General features: G+C 70.4%; 15 protein-coding genes. 9 read left to right on the forward strand and 6 right to left on the reverse strand.

The window, feature by feature from the left end; translation table 11 throughout:
- Nucleotides 1-2: 2 nt before the first annotated feature.
- Together NR810_RS32475 and NR810_RS32480 are read right to left on the reverse strand one after the other, a co-directional pair.
- On the reverse strand, nucleotides 3-4,700 hold the full coding sequence (locus tag NR810_RS32475) for a translocation/assembly module TamB domain-containing protein (RefSeq protein WP_257458318.1): 4,698 nt from the start codon (nucleotides 4,698-4,700) through the stop codon (nucleotides 3-5).
- Nucleotides 4,697-6,928 carry a BamA/TamA family outer membrane protein gene (locus NR810_RS32480; RefSeq protein ID WP_326522527.1) on the reverse strand — a complete coding sequence of 744 codons (2,232 nt, stop codon included), beginning with the start codon at nucleotides 6,926-6,928 and terminating at the stop codon, nucleotides 4,697-4,699. The genes NR810_RS32475 and NR810_RS32480 overlap by 4 nt, the downstream gene beginning before the upstream one ends.
- 164 nt (nucleotides 6,929-7,092) lie before the next feature.
- Here NR810_RS32480 and NR810_RS32485 point away from each other — a divergent pair, with 164 nt between their 5' ends.
- Nucleotides 7,093-7,413, forward strand: coding sequence for a hypothetical protein (locus NR810_RS32485; RefSeq protein ID WP_257458319.1), 321 nt, complete (start codon nucleotides 7,093-7,095; stop codon nucleotides 7,411-7,413).
- 1 nt (nucleotide 7,414) lies between these two features.
- On the opposite strand, the gene NR810_RS32490 is transcribed toward NR810_RS32485, so the two are convergent.
- The gene (locus NR810_RS32490) at nucleotides 7,415-7,807 is read right to left on the reverse strand and encodes a hypothetical protein (RefSeq protein WP_257458320.1); all 393 of its coding nucleotides are present in this window, start codon (nucleotides 7,805-7,807) and stop codon (nucleotides 7,415-7,417) included.
- Nucleotides 7,808-7,868: 61 nt separating this feature from the next.
- Nucleotides 7,869-9,416, reverse strand: coding sequence for a 4-alpha-glucanotransferase (locus tag NR810_RS32495; protein ID WP_257458321.1), 1,548 nt, complete (start codon nucleotides 9,414-9,416; stop codon nucleotides 7,869-7,871).
- A gap of 158 nt (nucleotides 9,417-9,574) precedes the next feature.
- On the opposite strand from NR810_RS32495, the gene NR810_RS32500 reads away from it, so the two are divergent.
- The 6 genes from NR810_RS32500 (at nucleotide 9,575) to NR810_RS32525 (ending at nucleotide 14,918) form a co-directional block, all read left to right on the forward strand.
- Entirely contained in the window at nucleotides 9,575-10,156 is a 582-nt protein-coding gene (locus NR810_RS32500) for a DNA-3-methyladenine glycosylase (protein ID WP_257458322.1), read from the forward strand.
- Nucleotides 10,157-10,191: 35 nt separating this feature from the next.
- Nucleotides 10,192-10,806, forward strand: coding sequence for an RNA polymerase sigma factor (locus NR810_RS32505; protein WP_257458323.1), 615 nt, complete (start codon nucleotides 10,192-10,194; stop codon nucleotides 10,804-10,806).
- Nucleotides 10,807-10,866: 60 nt separating this feature from the next.
- A complete protein-coding gene (locus NR810_RS32510) occupies nucleotides 10,867-11,106 on the forward strand; it encodes an anti-sigma factor family protein (protein ID WP_257458324.1) in 240 nt (79 codons plus the stop codon).
- Complete coding sequence (locus NR810_RS32515; protein ID WP_257458325.1) at nucleotides 11,103-12,170, forward strand: radical SAM protein; 1,068 nt, start codon at nucleotides 11,103-11,105, stop codon at nucleotides 12,168-12,170. Before NR810_RS32510 ends, NR810_RS32515 begins: the two co-directional genes overlap by 4 nt.
- A gap of 11 nt (nucleotides 12,171-12,181) precedes the next feature.
- Nucleotides 12,182-12,802: a DedA family protein gene (locus tag NR810_RS32520; protein WP_257458326.1), complete on the forward strand. Its 621-nt coding sequence runs from the start codon at nucleotides 12,182-12,184 to the stop codon at nucleotides 12,800-12,802.
- A gap of 100 nt (nucleotides 12,803-12,902) precedes the next feature.
- Nucleotides 12,903-14,918: a hypothetical protein gene (locus NR810_RS32525; RefSeq protein ID WP_257458327.1), complete on the forward strand. Its 2,016-nt coding sequence runs from the start codon at nucleotides 12,903-12,905 to the stop codon at nucleotides 14,916-14,918.
- Nucleotides 14,919-14,928: 10 nt separating this feature from the next.
- Here the strand turns inward: NR810_RS32525 and NR810_RS32530 are convergent, their stop codons facing one another.
- Nucleotides 14,929-18,096, reverse strand: a complete 3,168-nt coding sequence (locus tag NR810_RS32530) for an ABC transporter substrate-binding protein (RefSeq protein ID WP_257458328.1) — start codon at nucleotides 18,094-18,096, stop codon at nucleotides 14,929-14,931.
- A 115-nt stretch (nucleotides 18,097-18,211) separates the two neighbouring features.
- Between NR810_RS32530 and NR810_RS32535 the strand changes: the two genes are divergently transcribed.
- Entirely contained in the window at nucleotides 18,212-19,186 is a 975-nt protein-coding gene (locus NR810_RS32535) for a transglutaminase domain-containing protein (protein ID WP_407653863.1), read from the forward strand.
- Here the strand turns inward: NR810_RS32535 and NR810_RS32540 are convergent.
- Nucleotides 19,170-20,195, reverse strand: coding sequence for an arginine N-succinyltransferase (locus NR810_RS32540; protein WP_204225147.1), 1,026 nt, complete (start codon nucleotides 20,193-20,195; stop codon nucleotides 19,170-19,172). The genes NR810_RS32535 and NR810_RS32540 overlap by 17 nt on opposite strands.
- Nucleotides 20,196-20,503: 308 nt before the next feature.
- Here NR810_RS32540 and NR810_RS32545 point away from each other — a divergent pair, with 308 nt between their 5' ends.
- On the forward strand, nucleotides 20,504-21,439 hold the full coding sequence (locus NR810_RS32545; protein ID WP_257458329.1) for a polysaccharide lyase: 936 nt from the start codon (nucleotides 20,504-20,506) through the stop codon (nucleotides 21,437-21,439).
- Nucleotides 21,440-21,469 lie beyond the last annotated feature (30 nt).

Raw genomic sequence — 21,469 nt, forward strand, 5'->3', positions numbered from 1 at the left:
CGTCAGTACTCCTTGCTCCAGATGACGTCCGCGCCACCCACCTGGAGGTCGCCGTACTCGAGCTGGAAGCCCCAGCTCGGGGTGAACTGGTACTCCAGCCGCACGGTGTTGGCGTTCTCCCGCCGGGTGGTGGACTGGTTCTGCGGAGTCCCCAGGCGGCCGCTGTAGCCCAGGTACAGCTTCTCCGTGAGGTACTTGCCCACCTCCAACCGCGTCCCCGCCAGGCCATCGTCACCGGCCTCGAGGGTGAACACGTCCAGCGGCAGCTTCGCCGCCAGCGCGTTGCGCACCTGCGAGGCCAGCACCGAGCCCAGCACCGATGCCACCTGTCCCTGGTTCATCGACGCGCCCGAGCCTGCCCGGAGCGTGCGCCGGCCCGTGGCCAGCAGGGTGTAGATCTCCGTCTCCGGCAGCGGCGGATCACTCGTGGGCTTGATGGTGAAGTCCTTGCCCTGCCCGCGGATGGCGACGAACACCTTCACGCCCGCGCGCTCGTTGTCGTACTCGGCGGTGGCGTTGATGAAGGGCTGGGCCGGTGGGCCGGTGAAGCGCACGTAGCTGGAGTTCTGCACCGTGAAGCGCCGGCCCAGCACCTCCACCTCGCCGCGAAGGACCTTCACCGTGCCGCCCAGGGAGAGCTCGTCGTTCTGGTACTGCACGCGCAGGCCCCGATCGAAGCCGATCTCCGCGTTGATGTCCGTGCCGTGGATCCACAGGTTCCTCGGGGCATTCACGATGATTTCGTACCGGAGCTGCGACTCCTCCTGCGTGCCCGCTCCACCCGTGGCCGTGCCGGGCGCGGCGCCGCCGGCGGGCGCCTTCTTGCGCTTGTCCGGTTCCAGCGCCACCCCGTTGCGCACCAGGACGATGCCCTCGGGGCGATCCATCGACTGGACGTCCTTGCGCTTCTCCTCCGGGAGATTGACGTGCGCCTCGGGGAGGGAGACGTCGCTCAGGTAGACCTGCTTGTCGCTCACCAGTCCCTTGAGCGTGGTGCGCAGGGTGAGGGTGGCCATCAGCTGGTCGTCGGAGACGAGCGGGAAGTCATTCATCTCCCCCTCGCCGGTGAGATCGTAGTAGCTCTCCGGACCGCTCCTGCCGTCGGTGGTCTTCCGGTCCGCCTGGGCGGTGAACCGCAGGGTGCCGGAGCCGCTGCGGGCGGAGAGTTCGGTGAGCTCCAGGTGCTTGTCGGTGACGTCGAGCGCCACCTGCACGTTCCGGTAGTCGCCGTAGCCATCGAGGGCGAGCCGGCCGTCCTTCCACTGGAAGGTGCCGCGGTAGCTGGGGGCCCCGATGGTGCCGCCCATGTGCGCGTCCGCCTGCAGTATGCCGCCGATGGTGCGGACCATGGGAATCTGCGAGCCGGAGAGGAAGGACAGGTCGAACTGCCGCGCGTCCAGGTCCATCTCGAAGGGGGCGCGGGTGAAGTCCACGCCCCGGCGCATCGCGGGCAGGGAGAGCGTCTGCTTCGCCTGGCCCTTCACCAGCAGCGTGCCGCCATTGGGCGAGGTGAGGAGCGCATCCAACACGGAGCGGGTGTCCTCGTAGGTGTAGTGCAGGCGCGCCTGGCCGAGCGCGAACTGGCGCACGCCGAGCTGCTGCATGCCGGAGGTGAGCTCCACCTTGGGGTCATCCAGCGTGCCGCTCGCGGCCAGCTCCAGGGAGAGGATGCCCTGGAGTGGTTGCTGGGGCGCGGAGGGTGTCTGCTGCTGCGAGGCCATGCCGGGCAGCTCCCGCAGGGGGACGGGGCCGCTGCGCGCGTGGAGCCTGAAGGGTATCTGTCCCACCACCTCCTGGTCCTGCAGCGCGGCGATGGGCGCGTCGATGAGAGCGTCCACCTCCGCCAGCAACGAGGCCTCGTGCCGCGCGACGAGCTGGAGCTTCACGCTGGAGGCGTCCGTATACAGCGTGAGGGTGCCGTCGAGGGGCTCGATGCCATTCATCGTCGCCCGCCGGGCCTCCACCTTCAGCTCGCCCACGGGCGCGAGCAGGGGGCCGGTGAGGTTGGCCGTCATGGACACCAGGCCGCCCGCCCGGCTGGCGAAGCCGAGCTGCGACAGCAGCCCCAGCGGCGCCTCGGTCACGTGGGCCTCCATCTTCCGCATCGGCGTCTCCATGAACTGGGACGCGGTGGGCGGGTTGGAGATCAGCCGGCCCAGGGAGAAGGGCGTCTCCACCGCGGCATAGGCCGTCGAGCCGATGCCGCGGAGGTCCAGGCGCGCGCTGAGCGAGCCGTCCTTGTCGTCGGAGCGAGCGACGAGCTCGAAGCCCAGCGGCTCACCGCGCAGCTCGGGTGGGAGCGCGCCGGGGGCGAGCACCACCGGTGGAGGTTGCTGGGGTGGGACGCCCCAGTAGCGCAGTTGCGAGCCCTTCAGCGACACCTCCAGGCGCGGGTCGTTCGCCAGCCCCTGGAGCCGCACGAAGCCGGAGAGGATGCCGGTGGCGGACTCGGGCTGCCCGGCCATGCGCAGCGCGGGGCCGATGTCCACCTGGTCCATCGTCAGCTCCAGGCTCACGGGCTCGCGGCGGCGCTTCATCAGCCCTTGCACGGGCACGTCGAACCGGGCGGAGGCGCGGCCGGCGGGAGCGCTCGCGGCGAAGGTGCCGGTGGCGCGGTCTCGCAGGTACTTGCCCCGCAGGTCGAAGTCCAGGTCCTTGTACTGCTGGTAGCGGCCACCCCGCAGGGTGAGGTCCAGGTCGGCGTCTGGCCGGGACATGTGCCCGTTCACCGCCACATGGCCCGAGAGCTGTCCGTCCACGTCGAGCGAGGGCGGAAGGAACGCCTTGGGCAACCGCCCGAGGTCGAAGGCCTGTAGCTCCGTGCGCGCGGTGATGCGCTCGCCCTCCATGGCCAGGGCCAGCGAGAGGGATTGGGGCCCGGAGGAGAGGGTGAGAGGCGGCGCCACTTCCACGCCGCCGTTGCCCCAGCTCACGTGCGTGGGGCGCTGGAGCGTCCACCCGGCCTCGGGGTAGCGCAGGGCGAGGGCGTCGATGCCGAGGCCCTGGCTGTCCTTGTCCACGGTGCCCCGCAGCGACAGGAGGAGGTTCGTCGTGCCCCCGGTGGTCACGCTGGCCTCCAGGGCCCGGCCCTGGGTGGCGAGCGAGGCCTTCAGGTCCTCGAAGGTGCGGCCAGCCGTGGTCAGCCGGGTGGCCTCGAGCGTGGCGTCCGCGGTGAGGGGCTGGGTGACGTCCGGCACGCGCGCGTCCAACTCGAGGCCCGTCACGGAGGTGTCCGCCCAGGCGAGCGCCTCGAAGCCGCCCGAGAGGGCGATGGCGGGCTGGCGGGCGGAGCCGGACACGGTGAAGTCCAGGGCGCCATGGCCCGACAGGGGCAGGGGCTTTCCGCTGCCCAACCGGCCCACGGTGTTGGCGAAGGTGTCCAGGTTGGAGGCGACGAGCCGGCCCTCGATGCGGAGGTCCTCCAGGGTGCCTCCGCCGCGCGCGGTGAGGCTGGCGCCGGGCGCCTGCGCCTGGAGCTGGGAGAGCTCGAAGCGGCCGTTGTTCGCGCTCGCGTGCAGCTCCACCGGCCCGAGCGGCCGGTCGGCGATGCGCGAGGTCGGCATGGTCAAATCCACCGTCCCCTGGAGCGTTTCGAGGCTCTTGCCGCCCCCCGTCACGCGCAGGTCCGCGGCGAGTTGGGTGCTCGGTCCTCCGCCCAGCAGCTTTGCCAGGTCCAGCTCGCGCACGCGGGCGGTGAGGCCCTCCGTGCGCAGTTGCTCCATGTCCAGCGAGCCCTTCACCTCGGCGGTGCCACCCGCGGCCCGGGCGCCCAGGTCCACCTGGAGCGTGTCCCCCTTCTGGTCCACGGTGCCCGAGAGGGTGACGGGGACGGCCACGGGGTAGGCGGGCACGAGCGCGCGCGCCAACTCCGGGCCGAGGGTGAGGTGGCGCACCTCGGCGTGCGCCTGGTTCTCGCCCTCCATTCCGCCGCGGGCCTGGAGGCCGAGGCCGGGGGCATCGAAGTCCACGTCGGCGTTCAGCTTGCCCTCCTCACCTTGTCCCTCGAGGGACAGGCGCACCGGGCCCGCCGTGGGACGGGCGAGGCTGGCGGTGGCGTCGAGCTTCACGTCGAGCCCCTCGGTGGCCGCCACCCAGGCCGCGGCGCCGTTGGCATCGAGGTCGTCCAGGCGCACCTCGCGGTTGCCCTCGGGCGACTCGGCCACGTAGTCGACGGAGCCGTTCTCCAGCTGGAGGTCCTCGAGGGTGAAGCGCAGGGTGCCGCGCTGCGTATTGGCGGGCTCCTCCGGCTTGGGTTCCCGGGGGGCGATGGCACGGGAGAGGTTGAGGCCGCGCTCGTCCTGACGGAGGTAGAGGTGGGGCTGCTCCACCCGCGCGGAGCGGAGCACCACGTGCTTGCGCAGCAGCGGGGCGAGGCCCAGTTGCACCTCCACCCGCTCCACCTCCGCCACCAGCTCCCCTTCCGGGTCGTACAACTTCAACCCGGTGAGGACGGCGGAGCGCGGACCCAGGTCCAGTCCCCCCACCTCCAGGCGGCCAGAGAGCTGCTTGTTCGCCTGCTCGACGGCCAGGGCGCGCACGCGGGCCTCACCGGCGGCTCCCGTCAGGTAGACGAGCGCGCCGGCCACGAGCACCACCACGAGCCCGAGGAAGCCGAGCAGGCCCCAGAGGAGCCAACGTCCCCGGCGGCGCCGAGGAGATGGGGGAGTCGCGGGACCCGATTCGCTGCCGCTGCTGCTCAAAACGCCTCTCCAATCGACAGGAAGAACGTGCAGAGTCCTTCCGGGGCTCCCGCGTAGGGGACGGCGACGCTCTTCCCGTCACTGCCCTTGTTCGCTCCGAGTCCGAAACAGTCCTTGAATCCGTTGACGGTCTCGCCGGCCTGGCCCGTCGTGGGGTCGAAGATGGGCAGGGGCTTGCCGATATTCAACCGTCGGGCGATGTCCAGCCGGATGGGCCCCACGATGGTGAAGTAGCGCACGCCGATGCCCACCGCCTGGTAGTGGTAATCCCCGAAGATGCGGCCGCTCTCCTTGCGGATGTCGTCCTGGCGGGGACCGAGGTTCAGCGAGCCGGCGCCAGCCAGGCCGGAGTCGTGGAAGGCGGCGAGCTCCACGTCCTTGAACAGCTTGTAGCGCAGCTCCACGGAGGTCTCGACGAGGCTGTTGCCACCGATGGGGACGACCTGGTCGGAGGGCTGCTCCGCGCTCGGGTTGCTCCTGTTCATGGGCGACAGCCGCCGGGCGTTGAAGCCGCGCATGGAGGAGCCGCCTCCCGCGAAGAAGCGGTTGACGATGGCGCTCTCCTGCCGGACGCGCTCGCCCGTCTCGTTGGTGATGACGGGGGTCAGGAGGGTGCCCATCCGCAGCCGCGTCGCGAGGACGAAGCGGTCCTTCGGGCCGAAGTTGATGTAGCCGCGCACTTCCGGGAGCACGCGCCCGAAGGTGTAATCCCCCAGGAGCGGTCCACCACCCCCCTGCAGGGACAGCGCGGCGTAGTAGCCACTGCTCGGCGCGAGCGGATCATTGCGGCGGTCCCACTCGGCGATCTCCTCGAGGTAGCTCACCGAGATGTTACAGGTGTCCAACTGGCCGTTGCCCGCCGGGCAGCCCAGCACGAGGGGCGGGACGGTCGTCTGGTCCTGCAGGCCCCGCTGACCCTGAAGCCGGTAGACCTCCAGGTTGTAGCTGGAGTTGAGGGAGAAGTCCGGGTGGGGCTGCCAGACGACACCGCCTCGCCCGCGCCCGCCAATGAAGTTGTAGGCCTGCTCGAGGCCCCGCTCCCCGGTGAGGGATGCCTGCAACCGCAGGTCGCGGGCGAGGAACCGCGGCTGCTCGAACTGGACGTAGAGCTGGCCGACGAGGCCGTGCGGGGTGGTGATGTTCGGCTCGTCTCCGACGCCATCCCCGTCGATGTCGATCTTGTCGAAGGCGGCGGTGATGTTGGGGATGAAGGCGTAGCCCAGCCGGCCGCCCACGGTGAGCCGGCGCAGGCCACCGAAGAAGTTGCGGTGCGACCACTCGCCCAGTGCGCGCACCTCCTGCCGGGCCGCGTCCACGCCCACGCCGCCTCCCAGGCGGATGGAGCGGAAGGGGGCCTCGCGCACGTCCACCACCACCGGCACCGTGCGGGAGTCGCGGTCCGGCGCACCGCGGTTGACCTTCACCGCGCCGAAGACGCCCATGCGGAAGACGCGGGCCTGGGCCTCGGCCAGCGCCGATTCGCTGAACCAGTCCCCCTTGTGCACGGCGCCCTGTGCCTGCTCGATGATGCGCCGCGGGTTCACCTGCGGATTGGCGTCCGTGGCCACGAAGATGGTGCCGAAGCGGTAGCGCGGGCCCGGCTCCACCCGCAGGTCCACCTGTGCTCCCTGCGTCACCACGTCCACCCGGACCTCGCCGCCCACCGTCGCCTCGGCGTAGCCCAGCTCGCGCAGCCGTTGCTGCACCGCCTCCTTCGTCGCTTCCCAGTCCTCCTCGCGGAAGACGTTGCCCTGCACCAGGGGCAGCTCCTCCAGGGCCTTCTCCTGGTGCGCCGCGGGCAGCGCCTCCAGGCCCGTCACGCCGATGGCGGTGATACGGGTGGGCTGGCCCTCGCTCACGTTCACCTCGAGCGCCACGGCATCGTCACCCCTGGGCCGCACCGCCTCGGAGAGGATCTTCGCCTGATAGAAGCCCTCGGACTCGTAGTAGCGGAGGATGCGCTTGAGGTCCGCCTGCCACGTGTTGGGGTCGAAGTAGTTCGGCGAGACGAAGGGGTTGAAGGGCTCCCACCAGGGTGTCTTGCTGGTGACGATCTTTTCCTTGATGTCGGAGGACTTGACCTGGTCGGTGCCCTGGATGTCGAGCCCCACCACCTTGGGCTGGTCCGGTGCCTGGGCACCCGAGGAGGTGGTGGCGCACCCGGCCGAGAAGGCGAGGAGGACGAGGACAAGGAGAAGCTGACGATGGTGACGGGCCGCGACGTCCACACACGGGTACATAGCCTGGAAGTTGGTCGGTTGACTCGTCCGGCGGGAGTGCTCTCCTCCAACGGACATTCGACACCGTTATTCGGGACACTCTGTCCGGTGGCGCGCGCCCGGAGGCCCTTCGGACGTGCATCGCGCGCCTGCCTGCTACAGAGTTGGCCCGTATGCCATGGGCAATCAGAGGACTCCTGGGCGCGGCGGCGTTGGTGGTGCTCACCTCCTGCGGGGTGTCCCCGGACGAAGCGGTGCGGGTCAAGGAAGGCCAGACGCTGGGGGACCCGGAGGCGGGTCTCCAGTATTGCACCACGTTCGGCTGTCCCTATGAGGGGCAGGCCTGCCTGGAGGTGTTCTTCGACTACGGCCGCTCACCCGCGCTGTGTCTCTTCCTGGACGTGTGCGAGCGGCTCCAGTGCGAGAACGAAGGGCGCCAGTGCGCCATCTTCGATGGCTTCCCCGGCCAGGTGAAGTGCATCGAGCCCAGATAGGTCAGGGCGTGCCAGCGTCGGGGGAGGCCTTCTCGCAGGCGTAGACGGCGTCCCAGGGCTCGCGGCACGTGTCGAACTGGGTGAGGGTGCGGCCTCCGCCCTCCTTGGGGACGCAGAACCAGGAATGGTCCGCGCCGCAGCCGTAGGCCTGCGCCAGAGGGGTGCGGCACGCCTCGCCCGCGGAGTCGAGGTCCTTCTGGCAGGTGCGCACGCACTCGTCCCAGTAGTCGCCGTCGGACGACGCGCAGGACGCCGCCCCGTTGCTGGGGACCGCCTGGAGCTGCCCGTAGCAGTAGCGCTGGCAGAGCCGCTCCTCGGGGGTGGGAAGCTCCGCACAGGCCGCGACCAGGGCCACGAGGCCTGGCAGCGCTGGCGACAGGAGGCGAATCTTCATACGTCCCCCGGAAGGTGGGCACCGGGCCGCCATGGGGGGCGGCCCGGGCCGGTGGTTGGCCTCAGCGACGGGCCGAGGCGGTGAGGAGGGCCAGCCGCTCGGCGGCCGTACGCGTCTCCTCGAGGGTGAGGAGCTCCTCCACGTTCTGGGTGATGCGGTAGGCCCAGTTGGCGTCGTTCATGGAGCCCGGCAGGTTGATGCGGTCGCGCGTGCCGAGCACGTCCTGCCAGGGCAGCACGCACAGGTCGCTCCCCGCGTTGAGCGCGGAGGCCAGCATGGCGCGGTGGATGGCCGGGGTGAACTCGCGCGTCACGGTGGCCTCCTGGAACTCGGGGTAGACGCGCGCGGTGTTCCGGCGCTCCTCCTCGGAGGCCATCTCCCACCACTCGGCCACGGGCTCGGTGTCGTGCGTGCCGGTGGTGACGAGCGACACGGCCGGGAAGCCATGGGGGTTGCGGTAGACGTTGTCGTCGCGCTCCCAGCGCAGCACCCGGTAGCCCGGCAGGCCCAGGTCCTTGAGGATGGTGCGCACGAAGGGCGGAATCACGCCCAGGTCCTCGGCGACGATGCCGGCGTTCTGCGACAGCAGGCGGAAGTGGTGCTCGCCCTGACGCTTCCACGCCTCCTCGCTGTCGGGGACGAAGCGGCCCTTGGGCGTCTTCTCGTCGCGGATCCACTGGCGGAAGTAGCCCACCGCGTGGTCCACCCGGCGCAGGTCGTAGTAGCTGGCCGCCTTGGCGGCGCGCGACTTGAGCCAGCGGTAGCCGTCCTTCTCCATCTGCTCGAAGTCGAAGTAGGGCAGGCCCCAGTCCTGGCCCGTCTCGGAGAAGGCGTCCGGAGGCACGCCCAGGCGCGCGTCGCGGCGCAGCACGTCCCGGTGGGCCCAGACGTCCGCGCTGTCCTGGCCGATGATGAAGGGCTCGTCACCGCACAGCAGGATGCCGCGCGCCTTGGCCAGCCCGCGCACCGCGTTCCACTGCACCTCGGCCACCCATTGCAGCCAGGCGTGGTAGCGCACCTCACGCTCCAGCCGCGCCGTCTCGGCGGCGAGCGCCTCCGGGTTCCGGTCGCGCAGCGGCTCCGGCCACTCCCACCAGGGGGACTGGTTCCGCTCGTGGGAGATGGCGGTGTAGAGCGCGTAGCTCTCCAGCCACTCGCCCTGCTGCTGGCGCCACGCCGAGAACTCCTGGGCGCGCGGGCTGCGGGGCCACTCGGTGCGCTCGAAGTGCTCGAAGGAGCGCCGGAAGGCGGCGCCCTTGAGGCGGAAGACGAGGTCGTAGCGGACGCGGGGGGCCGAGCGCGCCTCGGCCAGCATGCGCTTGTCCTCGTCGGAGAGCGCCGCCTCGCCGCCGGTGGCGTGGAACTCGGGCAGCATCTCCAGGTTGATGAAGAGCGCGTTGAGGCCGAACGCCGAGCGCGTGGCGTAGGGGCTGGGATCGCCCGGGGCCGTGGGCAACAGCGGCAGCAGCATCAACAGGCGCTGGCGCGCCGCCTCCATCCAGTGGAAGAGGCCATCGAGCCCGCCAAAGTCACCGATACCGAAGTCGGTCTTCGAGCGGAGGGAGAACAGGGGAAGCAGTAGACCGGAAATGCGGCCGGTGGAAGCCATGGTGGGCGCACAATGCACCACCCGACCTCCGCTGTGAACTGTCCTGGCGACCGGTTGGGAGCCCTGGTGGCTGCTTGTCAACCCGGGGGAGCCTCGGGCCCCTCGCTCCACTCCGGATATTGACGGCGGGAGGGCCGGGCGGCATCCATCCACCCGCCGTGACTCTTCCCGTCTCCTTCTATGCGCGCCCCGCGCTCACCGTGGCCCGAGAGCTGTTGGGTGTCCATCTCGTCGTCGACGAGGGAGGCTGGCGGCGCGTGGGCCGCATCGTGGAGACGGAGGCCTACGTCGGCGAGCACGACCTGGCCTGCCACGCCGCCAAGGGGCGTACCTCCCGGACCGAGGTGCTCTTCGGGCCCCCGGGGCGGGCGTACGTCTACCTCATCTATGGCATGTACCACTGCTTCAACGTGGTGACGGATGTGGAGGGCGTGGCGTCGGCGGTGCTGGTACGGGCGGTGGAGCCGGTGGAGGGGCTGCCCCCGAAGGCCCGCACGGACGGGCCGGGGCGGCTGTGCCGTGCCCTGGGGTTGACACTGGCGCACAACCGCTGGGACCTGGCGAGCGAGCGGCTTCACCTGGAGGCGGGAATGGCGGTGCCCGACGCCGGGGTGGAGCGTGGGCCGCGCATCGGGGTGGACTACGCTGGAGAGTGGGCCCTGGAACCCTACCGGCTCTGGGTCCGTGACAGTCAACACGTGAGCCGTCCACCCGCCCGAAGGCGCCGAGAGCGCGCTTGACGCCGGACGGCGTTGGCTGGGAGGGTGCGCCCCAAATGTCCGACGAGGCCGACAAGGAAGAAGACCGGCAGCTCGTGGCGCGGGCCCAGGCCGGCGACATCAGCGCCTTCGAGGCGTTGGTGGATGCGAACAGGGACAAGGTGTACGGACTGGCGCTGCGGATGACCCGCTCCGAGGCGGATGCCGCCGAAATCGCCCAGGACACCTTTCTGTCCGCCTACCAACATCTCAAGGACTTCCGCGGGGATGCGGCCTTTGGCTCATGGGTGCACCGGATCGCCGCGAACAACTCCCTGATGCGGTTGCGGCACCGCCGCGTGGTGCAGGCGGCCGAGGGGGAGCTCCAGGGCCCGGAGTTCACCGAGCGGGGGAGCCTGGCGGAGTACCCCGCCCAGGATTGGAGCCGGAGCGCCGAGGGCCGTATCCTGGACGCGGAGTTGGGGCGGGCCATCCAGGAGGCGACCGACCGGCTGCCCGAGGGGTACCGGGAGGTCTTTCTCTTGAAAGACCTGGACGGGCTCAGTTACGAACAGATCGCCGAGGTGACGGGGGATTCCATTCCCGCCATCAAGAGCCGGTTGCACCGCGCACGGCTCGCTCTTCGCGAAGCCATTGATCGGTTCTACAATCAGGGCAGTACGAGCGGGTGAAACCCATCAGGGGGCTGGGCATCTTCGTGAGTAACGGGGCACGCCACAGCCGAGGTCCGGATGTACACGTGTAAAGACGCCATCACCCTCCTGTTGGACTTCATCGATGGCGAGATGTCGCCCGAGGAGGCTCAACACCTGCGCGAGCACCTGTCGGGTTGCGCGCCGTGCATCGATTTCCTGCGCACCTACAAGGCGACGCCGGGCTTGTGCAAGCGGGCGTTGGCGCAGCAGATGCCGCAGGAAGTGTCGACCAGGCTCACCGAATACCTGCGCGCGCGCATCAAGTCCGCCTCGTGAAACTCAACCTGAAGTCGCTGTCGCTGCCGGAATTGGAGCAGGCGCTGTCCGCGGCGCAGCCCTCGCCCACCGCGGTGCGCAAGGTGTTCGCCGCCGTGTTCGCCCATGGCGCCGCCTCGGTGGAGGAGGTGTGCCAGGCGCCCCAGGTGCCGCGGCGCGTCGCGGAGCTCCTCCGGGAGAACGCGGAGATGCCCCGGTTGGAGGTGGTGGAGCGCCGCCGGGCCGATGACGGCTTCGTGAAGTACCTCTTCGCCTCGCCCCTGGGCGGCCGGGTGGAGGCGGTGCGCATTCCCATCTTCGACGAGAAGTACGTGGTGTGCGTCTCCAGCCAGGTGGGCTGCGCGCTGGCCTGCGACTTCTGCATGACGGGCAAGCTGGGCTTCCAGCGCAACCTGCGCACCTGGGAGATCCTGGACCAGGTGATGCAGATCCGCGCCGAGGCGGACCGGCCCGTGCGCGGCGTGGTGTTCATGGGGATGGGGGAGCCGCTGCTCAACTACACGGAGACGCTGCGCGCGGCGCAGATCCTCTCCCACCCGGCGGGTTTCGCCATCGCCGGCCCGTCCATCACCTTCTCCACCGCGGGCATGGTGCCGGCCATCCGGCGCTACGTGCGCGAGGGGCACCCGTACCGGCTGGCCTTCTCGGTGACGAGCGCCATTCCGGAGAAGCGCATCCAGGTGTTGCCCATCGAGAAGGCGCACCCGCTGCCGGAGCTGGTGGACGCCATCCGCGAGTACGCCACGGTGCGCCGTGAGCGGGCGATGATCGCCTATGTGACGATCAGCGGCTTCAACATGGGGCCCGAGGACGCGCTGGCGCTGAAGGAGACGTTCGAGGGCATCCCCATCAAGGTGGATCTCATCGACGTGACGGACCCGACGGGGAAGTACCTGCCGCCCTCGGCCGAGGAGCTGAAGGCCTTCCGGGACCACCTGCAGATCCTGAAGGCGCCCATTGCCCGGCGCTACTCGGGGGGCAAGGAGATCGGGGCGGCGTGCGGGACGCTGGAAGCTTCACAGTATGGCGGAGTGGTGCTGCCGTCCCCCGGGGCCGCTGGTTAGTTTAGCGGCCTATGGTCGAGTACCTCGACAACCTCATTGCACACATCGGATTGTTGGGGCTGCTGGTGCTCGGGTTGGCGGCGGCGGTGGAGTACGTGGTGCCGCCGTTTCCCGGAGACACCATCACGCTGCTGGGCGGGGTGTACGCCGTGCGGGGCGAGCACCCCTGGCCCCTGGTGTTCCTCGTGGTGGTGGCGGGGAGCGTGGCGGGAGCGTTCATCAACTATCAGGTGGGGCGATGGTTGGTGGGACGCTTCGAGCGGCGGCCGGGTGATGCGTTCTTCGGAATCACCCATGCGCGGCTCGAGGCGGTGCAGTCCCAGATGCGGCACAAGGGGCCGTGGTTGCTGCTGGCCAACCGCTTCATCCCGGGCGTACGGGGACTGATCTTCGTGGCGGCGGGAGCGGCGCACATGCCGCGCAGCAACGCGCTCACGCTCGGGGCGCTGTCGGCGGTGGCTCACACCGGGCTGGTGCTGGCGCTGGGGGCCGCGGTGGGCGGAAACCTGGAGCGGCTGGAGTCGTTGATGTGGCGCTACCAGCGGGCCGTCCTCGGGCTGGTGGTGGTGGGCGTGCTGGCGGTGGTGGTCCGGGCCCTCGCGAAGCGGAAGACGCCGGCGACGGAGCGGTGAGCCCCAGGGCGACCCTGGCCAGTCCCGCGAGACGTCACCCGACGGACACGGTGGCGCGGTTCCGTTGAGGGCTCGCGTGGGGCCGCGATAAGTGGCAACCATGCTCCGTTCCCGCCCCTGGCTCCCCCTCCTCGTGGCGTTCGTGCTCGTTGGTGGCTGCCGGTGTGACGCGCCGCCCGTGAGCGGGACACGTGGGGGCTTCCGGGTGGAGCAGACGGCGCTCGACTTCGGCCGGGTGCTCGAGGGGGACACGGCACGCCGCTCGGTGACGGTGGTGAGCACGGGCCGGGCTGGGGTGACGGTGTCCGCCTCGGTGAAGAGCGGGCCCTTCTCCCTGGCCGGGACCGAGGTGTCCGCTCCCGGTGTCGGCTCGGGCTCGCTGGAGGTGTTGTTTCCAGCGGGCACTGGTCTGGCGGAGGGCTCGCTGGTGCTGTCCGCGGGAGGCCACACGGAGGAGGTGGCCCTACGAGGCGAGGGCGTGCGGCCGTTGGCGTGCGTGCCCTCGGCGCCCTGCCGCGAGTCCCGCTTCGCGCTGGAGCCGGGCGTGTGCGTGGAGTCGGTGGCCCCGGACGATACGGCGTGCATTCCCGACAGCCGGTGCCAGGAGAAGGGCCGCTGCCAGTCCGGAGTGTGCGTGGGCTCGCCACGCTCGTGTGATGACGGCAATCCCTGCACCCGGGACGCGTGCGCACCGGACCTGGGCTGTGTGACGTCGCCCGTGGTGTGTCCCTCGTCGGGCAATCCCTGCCGCGTGGGGGTGTGTGACTCGAAGCAGGGCTGCACCGAGGTGGATGCCCAGGACTTCTCCGTCTGCGGCAAGGTGGACTGCGTCTCCGCCCGGCTGTGCGTCTCCGGCACCTGCCGGGAAGTGCCGACTCCCGAGGGCTTCCTCTGCGCGCCCGCCACTCCCTGCCAGGGCGAGGGCCACTGCGGCGGCGGCAGATGCGTGCGTCCGGACGCGGGAGTGCTCGAGCCGGCCTTCTCCCAGGCAATCGGTGGCGAGCCCTCCGCCGAGCCCGGCGGGCCGGTGCTGCTCTCGCACGGCGGCGCCCTCTTCGCCTCGGTGTGTAGCGGTGATGCCGGTTGCCGGTTGGTGTCGTACACGGGCGATGGCTTCCTGCGCTTCGAGACACCCTACCCGGATGGTGCGGCGCGCACGCTGCTCGCCGTCTCGGACGCGGGCGTGGTGCTGCGCGAGCCGGGCGCCATCGAGTCCTATGCGTCCTCTGGGACGGGGGCCTCGTTGTGGCGCGTTCCTCTCAATGGCCTCGACACGCCGCTGGACGCGGGAGGACTCACCCCGTCCACGGGCGCGGGGCGTACCGCGCTCGGCCCCGAGGGGGAGGTGGTGTCGCTCGTGTCGTGGGCGCCGCCCGATGGGGGGATGGGGCAGGAGGCGACGCTCGTGGTGCTCGCTCCGGACGGAGGGGTGCTGCGCTCGGGGCTGGTGGAGGGCTTCGCGGGAAGCTCGCGGGTGGCGCTGGGCTCACGCGGAGAGGTGTTCCTCTTCGCCTCGGGGGGGCCGCTCGCGCGCGCCACTCCGGAAGATGGAGGGGCGGGCTTCCAGACCGTATCGCTGCTCGCGGAGGTGCCGGAGTCGGGGGCCTCGCTCGCCGTGGCGGGGGAGTGGCTCTTCGCGGGGACACGGGCCTTCGTGGGCGCGGACGGGGGGACGCCGGTGCTGGCGGACTGGGACGCGGGGACGCGGGTGACACGGCCGCTCGACGAGCCCGTGCTGCTGCTGGATGACACCGGGTATGCCTTCGCCCGGCTGGAGTCGGAGGGGCTCGTGCTGCGCGCGCTCGATGCCCGCGCGGGCGCGGTGCGCTGGGAGACGGCCGTGCTGCCGGAAGAGAGCCCGGGAGTGCTTCACGAGGCCGCGCTGGTCCAGGGCGGCGCGGTGAGCACGGTGACGAGCGTGCGGCTCGATGGAGGCACCCAATCACACGTGCAGGTGTTCGCCGGGGGCCAGCAACTCATGCAGTGCCCGCTGTCCGGCTCACCGCGTGTGGCCGGTGCCGCCTACATGGGACGCTTCGTCTACGTCACGCTCGAGCGCGAGGGCACCTGGCGGCTGGAGGCGTTCGACCTCGGGTCGCGGCGCGAGCGCCCCTGAGGCCCGGTTCTCAGTTCTTCAGCTGCTCCAGGTCCTGCTGGTCCAACCACAGGTCCTCGAAGCGCACCTGCGGAGGCGTCTGGTGCAGCCGCAGCCCCTGTACCCGGCCGCTCGCCGCCGCGTGCACGCGGTGGTGGAAGAGCGGGATGGTGGGGCAGTCCTCGTAGACGAGCCGCTCCGCGAGCCGGTAGAGCTGCTTGCGCTGCTCCGGGTCGATGGTGACGCGCGCCTGCGTGGTGAGCCTGTCCAGCTCCTCGTTGCGGTAGCCCATCGAGTAGATCAGCTGCGCCTTCGAGTTGAGGTGGAAGAAGAGGAAGTTGTCCGGATCCGGGTAGTCGGCGATCCACCCCACCCGGAAGACCGGCAGCCGTCCCTCGCGCCGCCGCTCCCCGAACTCCTCCGCGCGCAGCTCCTGGTGCCTGAGCTCCACGAGCCCCGCCTCCACCAGGGGCCGGAACAGGACGGCATCCTCCTCCGAGGTGTCGCGTCCCACCGCGTGGTAGATGGTCAGTGGCAGCATCCGCACTCCGGCCTCGCGCAGCAGGCGTTCGGCCTGGCCGATGTCCAGGCGCGGCTCGGGCATCAACCCCTCGTCGTCCAGCAGCTCCGGGGGCGTCATCGAGCGGGCCACGCGCGCGCCCTTGTGGAAGTGGTCCACCAGCCCCTGGATGTCCATGCCCGCCCGGAGGGCCTTGCGGACCCGCACGTCGTTGTACGGCGCCTCCCGCAGGCTGAAGCCGAGGAACGACGTGGAGGGCGTGGTGCTGGCGACCACCTGTTGCCCGTCCCGCTCGAGCGTCTCCACGTGCCGGGCGAACAGGTGGGAGACGATGTCCACCGTCCCTTCCCGCAGCTCGGCCACGGCCTGCTCGCGCGACTCCAACAGGTGGAACTCGAGCCGATCCAGCAGGGGCTGTTCCTTGCGCCAGTAGGTGGGGTTGCGCTCGAGCGTGATGAGGCTCGAGTCGAAGCCCACCTGCCGGAAGGGGCCCGTGCCCACCGCCTGGCCGCCTGGACCCAGCCGGGCCACCGCCGCGCGAGGCAGGGTCATCAGCTGGAGGAAGAAGGCCTTGGGCTCCTCGAGCCGGATCTCCAGCGTGAGCTCGTCCAGCACCTCGATGCCGGTCACCTCGCGGGCCTGGCCCGCGGCGAACGCCTTGGCGCCCTCCACGTCCTCCAGCAGGCTCCTGTCCGGCGACTTCACCGTCGGATCCAACATCCGCTCGAAGTGGCGCTTCACGTCGCGCGCGTTCAGCGGCATCCCATCGTGGAAGTTGACGCCCGGCCGCAGGTGGAAGCGGTAGCGGCATGCCGAGGGATCCGCCTCCCAGCGCTCGGCCAGGTCCGGCACCAGCACGCCATCGTCCATCCGCAACAGGCCCGAGAAGACACAGGCGCACATCTCCAGCAGCTGGTTCTCCACGGCGAAGAGCGGATCCAACCCGCCCTGCACCCGGACGAAGGCCGTCTGGTGGATGCCGACGTGGAGCGTGCCGCCCGGGTTCGGCGCTGGCAACCGGAAGCGGAACACCTCTCCATCCAGGCTGGCCGCCTCGTGCGCCAGCTGCTCCACCGAACGGCTCAGTCCGTCGCCGATCCGGATGACCTGGAGCGCGTCCTCGCGCACCCGCGCCACCTCCTCGCCGATGGCCGAGTCCCCGCGCATCAGCACGTCGTGCGCCGCGCGAATCTCCTCGATGGCCGTGCTCAGCCGCACCACCGCGTTGGACAGGTCGCGGCCCGTGCGCGCCTGGCCCTCCGCCTTGTGCGAGGCCTCCTGCGCCAGCTTGGCCATCTGCTGCGTCTGGTGCACCAGCTCGCGCCCGTGCCCCGCCTGCTCGATGGCCGCCCGCGTCACGTCGTCCACGCGCCGTGCCACCCGGCGGCTGGCCTCCACCACCGTGGAGCCCTGGGCCTCCAGCCGCTTCGTCTCCGCCACCGTGGCCTCCACCGCCGTGAAGGTGCGCTGGGTGATGGTGCGGATCTCCATCAGCGCCTCGGCCGCCCGGTCTCCCAGGAGCACGCCCGTGCCGGCCTGCTCGCGGCCCTCCTTCACCAGCGAGACCGCCGTGTCCACCTCCCGGCGCACGCCGCCCACGATGGTGGCGATCTCCCGCGTGGAGCGCGCGGTGCGCTCGGCCAGGCTGCGGATTTCGTCCGCCACCACGCCGAAGGGCCGGCCCTGCTCGCCCGCCTGCGCGGCGATGATGGCGGCGTTGAGCGCCAGCAGGTTCGTCTGGTCGGCGATCTCCTGGATGACGTCCACGATGCGGCCGATCTGCGTGGAGCGTACGCCCAGCGAGTCCACCAGCTCCGCGGCCTTGCGGACCGTCTCCTCCACCCGGTACATGCCCTGGACGCAGTCGTTGACGAGTACCTCGCCGCGCTCGGCGGTGGCCGTCACCGCGTGCGCCAGCTGGTTCGTCTCCGAGGCGCGATGGCGCACGGCGTCGATGCCCGTCTGCACCATCTGAACGAAGGCCTCCGCCTCGCTGGCGAAGCGCGCCAGCTCGTCGCCCGAGGACGCGATGTGGTGCAGCCGCTCGCTCATGGCCTGCACCTGCTGCGTGGTGCGGTGCGAGAACTCGTCCAGCGCCAGCAGCGCCTCGGCCACCTGCCCCAGCCGCTCGGTCATCTCCACCAGCGAGCCGTTCGTCTCCTGGGCGAAGCTCTCCAGCTGCGACACGCGCTTGCCCGCGGCCTGGAGACTCTGGCCCATGCTGTCCACCGACTCCTGCGAGCGTTCCACCGCTCCGCCCTGGCGGCGCGCGGCATCCAGGAGCATGCGCACCTCCTCGGAGACCCCCTGGCAGGTGCGGTGCACGTTACCCGTCACCCGTTGCACCTGGGTGAGCGCGCGGCGCAGGGAGTACAGGAGCCGGCGCACGTCGCGCTGGTCCCCGATCCCCCCGGCACCCCCGTAGGACATGCTGGTGAGGTCACCTTCGGCGAGCCGGGTGAGCAGGCTGCTGCGGTCCTGCGCACGCTCCGCTACCCAGAGCATCCAGAAGCCGTAGCTCGTCAGCAGCAGCACCGCCGGCGAACCCGCGAGCAGCACCGTCCAGCCCACCCAGTCATTGGGGTGGCCAGTGAAGAAGTGCAGCAGTCCGCCGAGAACGAGGGCCAGCGTGAGCCCTCCGACGACCATGAAGGCGAAGAGATACTTTTTGGCGGCCATGTGTGTACGGTTTCGTACCGTAGCCTGCATTCTCGCTCGGGTCCTCAATTCGGCACAGACTGGGGGGGTGCTCGCGCTCGCCCCCTTGCTCCTGCTCGCTCTTCCCGCGGGGGGAGTGCCATCCGCCCCCTCCCCGGTGGAGAGCGCCCGCTTCGTCTTCGCGTGGAGGGGGATCCCCGTGGGGACCGTTAGCCTCTCCCTCGACTCCCAGGCAGGACGTTTCACCTACACCTCTCGCCACCTGCACACCCGAGGGGAGCACGTCGGGGAGCGCGTACGGGAGGTCTCCTTGGAAGTGCAACCGGGGGGCACGGTGGTGGGGCGCACGAGTGTTCCGCAGGCCCTGTGGTTGTGGCGAGGCCCCCCTGTCCTCGGGTGCGTGACGGGGCGGGAGGAGCTCTCTGGCCGCGAGGGGCCGCACTGCGTCACCGCCATCCGGGGCGCCCAGGTGGAGGGCACATTGCTCGGCCAGCCCTTTACCGCGCGCCATGACGAGCACGGACGGATGGTGGCGCTGGAGGTGGGGCAGTCACGCTTCACCGCCGTGCCACCAGGACAGCGGTTGAAACCTCCGCCGGAGCTCTTCGCGGACGGCCTGCCCGTGGAGGGGGAGTCCGGTCCGCTCGCCTTCTCGCCCGCGTGGCCTGTCGCGCCGCGCCCGGGGTGGCTGACGGCCTGGCGGGCGGTGGAGGCGCGGGCGCTCGCGGCGGAGGTGCACGCGGCCTTTCCGGAGAAGGGTCCGGGCGCCGCGGACTTCCACGAGGAGGGTGAGGGCGAGGCAGGCGGGTGCCTGGCGCATGCGTCGCGCTTCGCGGCCCAGGCGGCGGCGCGCGGGCAGCGGGTGGCGCTGGTGCACGGGTTGCTCGTCGTGGATGGCGGCCCCGCACGGCCTCATGCCTGGGTGCGCGTGGGCCTGGTGGGGGGCGGCACGTTGGACCTGGATCCCACTTCGTTGGATCCCGTCACTTCCGAGACGCACCTGCCGCTCGCGGTGGCTCGGCCGGGGGCTCCCTCGGTGGAGGCCGGGGAGCGGTGGCTGGCGCTGCTGCGCGGCGAGCACCGCGTGGTGCGCCTCAGTCGAAGGGAATGACGGACAGCTTCGCGCCCGCGGGCGCGTCCAGCAGCTCCTTGGCCCGCGCCGGGAGGTACGCGTTCTTGTCGTCCAACCGGGCCGTGGTGCGCACCGCGCGGAAGCGGTTTCGCCCCGACTCGCGCTCGAAGGAGACGAGCACGTCGTCTCCCTCCATCTCGAAGTCCTGCTCGGCCAGCTTCACCGAGCGGTAGCGGCGCACCAGGGTGATGTCCGCGAGGTTGGCCTCGAAGTGGGGGCCGCCGTCGAACGGATCGATCCGCTCCACGTAGCGGAACCCCACGCGCTCCAACATCCGCTGCACGCCCTGGGTGTTGGGGCCCACCTCGCCGAGCACCTTCTGCACGCGGTCCGGGAAGAGCGACGCGTAGATGTCCGAGGAGGGGAAGAGCTCCTTGATGAACTCCTTGTTCTGCCGGCTGAGGCGGTCCGCCTCCTGATAGGTGAGGCCGGTGAACTTCTTGCCGCACGCCTCCCAGAGGAGGCTGCGCCCATCCGGCAGCAGCGGCGGCAGCAGCTCGGCCAGCACGCGCGGGCGGAAGATGCGCCGGTGCATGGCCATGAAGAGGAAGCGCACGTAGGACAGCTGCTTGCCGGGCTTGTCCGGCGTGGCGCGGTAGGGCGGGTCCACCACCAGGCCGCCAATCTCCGTGGGGCCCTCGTAGTTGTAGCCGATGGAGAGCACCTTGTGCCGGAAGTGCCGGCCGATGCTGGCCGAGTAGTGCTCGCGCTCGGACACGTCGTAGTAGATGTGCGGCGACTCGTAGGTGCCGTGCTGCGCGATGATCATCGACGTGCCGATGATGAGCTCGTTGCGCACGTCTTCCAGGACGAAGAGGTACTCGCGCTCGAAGGGGTTCTTCACCTTGCCCGCGAAGCTCTTCACGGACTTGTCGATGATGGCCTCGAGCGTCTCCTCGTTGTTGGGCAGGTTGACGGTGTTGAGCACCGCGGCGAGCCGCTTCAGGCCGGGCAGGTCGGTCTTCTGGACATCGCGCAGGACGAGCATGGGAGCACCCGGGTGTCTCCTCGCATGGAGGCACCACAGAGGGAGCGCACCATACACCAGCCCAGCATCCCGTCAGCCGCCTGGATGTCCTCCTGTGTCGACGCGCCGCGTTGGCCCCGGCTCGCCCGGCTGGCCGCCGGGTTCGTGACGGCGGTGTGTCTCTGAAAAGACAATCTCCAGGAGGCAGACGCCCTCCTGGACGCCTGCTCTGCTGTCAAGGCAAAAGAAATAACAGTCGCTTGAAATAAAGGAGGAACGTGGGACCGTAGGCCCTCGCCGTCGGGTGCAAAACATTAGCGAGGGAGCCCTTGAGAGAACTCCTGGTTTCACTTCTCGCCGTGCTGATGCCGGGCCTGTCGTGGGCCGGAGTCGTCTGGAAGGGCGACTTCGAGACGGGAAACCTCGGCCAGTACTCGAGCGTCCAGCAGGTGAGCACCGACCGGCTCCAGGTGGTGCAGTCTCCGGCGTTCCAGGGGCGTTACGCGCTCAAGGCCACGGTGCGGCAGGGGGATGACCCCATCAACTCCAGCGGCAACCGCAACGAGCTCATCTACAAGGGCCGTGAGCAGGAGGGCTCGGAGTACTACTACCGCTGGCAGGTGATGTTCGCGCCGGACTACCCCAGCGTGAAGACGTGGCAGGTCTTCACCCAGTGGCACCACAACGGCTGTTGCGGCTCTCCCCCGGTGGAGTTCTTCGTCTACGGTGAGGAGCTCCGCCTCACGCTCACCGACAGCGTTACCCCCTGGACGACGAAGCTGGATCGCGGCGTCTGGCACGACTTCATCTTCCACGTGAAGTGGTCGCCGGATCCGAGCGTGGGCTTCGTCGAGCTGTGGCACAACGGCCGGCGGGTGCTGCCCCGGTACATGCACGCGACGATGTACGCGGGCGATGGCATCTACCTGAAGCTGGGGCTCTACCGCAGCGACACCGTGCAGCAGGTGGGGGTCGTGTACCATGACGGTTTCGTGCAGGCGACGCGGCTGGACGATGTGCTGCCGCCCGCTCCCGCGCCCGCACCCGACGCGGGCACTCCAACTCCGGCGCCGGACGCGGGCACTTCGCCTGGAGATGAAGAGCCGCCCCCCGTCGTCCCCACCTCTCCGTGGCCTGACAGCCCCACCCCTTCGACCTTCCCCGATGATCCCCCGCACGCCGGCTGCTCGAGCGCGGGCGGAACGCTCTGGGCGGTGGCGCTGCTGGGGCTTGGTGGCCTGCTGCGGCGCATGCGGCGCCGGTAGTCCCCCGGTAATCGACGCTACCCGTCGCGC

The organism is Archangium lipolyticum (assembly GCF_024623785.1).
Classification (GTDB): domain Bacteria; phylum Myxococcota; class Myxococcia; order Myxococcales; family Myxococcaceae; genus Archangium; species Archangium lipolyticum.

Excerpts from the sequence above, each read along its gene's own strand:
- NR810_RS32485 (WP_257458319.1), top strand. The coding sequence starts at position 7,093 with ATGCCATGGGCAATCAGAGGACTCCTGGGCGCGGCGGCGTTGGTGGTG.
- NR810_RS32490 (WP_257458320.1), bottom strand. The coding sequence starts at position 7,807 with ATGAAGATTCGCCTCCTGTCGCCAGCGCTGCCAGGCCTCGTGGCCCTG.
- NR810_RS32495 (WP_257458321.1), bottom strand. The coding sequence starts at position 9,416 with ATGGCTTCCACCGGCCGCATTTCCGGTCTACTGCTTCCCCTGTTCTCC.
- NR810_RS32505 (WP_257458323.1), top strand. The coding sequence starts at position 10,192 with ATGTCCGACGAGGCCGACAAGGAAGAAGACCGGCAGCTCGTGGCGCGG.
- NR810_RS32510 (WP_257458324.1), top strand. The coding sequence starts at position 10,867 with ATGTACACGTGTAAAGACGCCATCACCCTCCTGTTGGACTTCATCGAT.
- NR810_RS32520 (WP_257458326.1), top strand. The coding sequence starts at position 12,182 with ATGGTCGAGTACCTCGACAACCTCATTGCACACATCGGATTGTTGGGG.
- NR810_RS32525 (WP_257458327.1), top strand. The coding sequence starts at position 12,903 with ATGCTCCGTTCCCGCCCCTGGCTCCCCCTCCTCGTGGCGTTCGTGCTC.
- NR810_RS32530 (WP_257458328.1), bottom strand. The coding sequence starts at position 18,096 with ATGGCCGCCAAAAAGTATCTCTTCGCCTTCATGGTCGTCGGAGGGCTC.
- NR810_RS32540 (WP_204225147.1), bottom strand. The coding sequence starts at position 20,195 with ATGCTCGTCCTGCGCGATGTCCAGAAGACCGACCTGCCCGGCCTGAAG.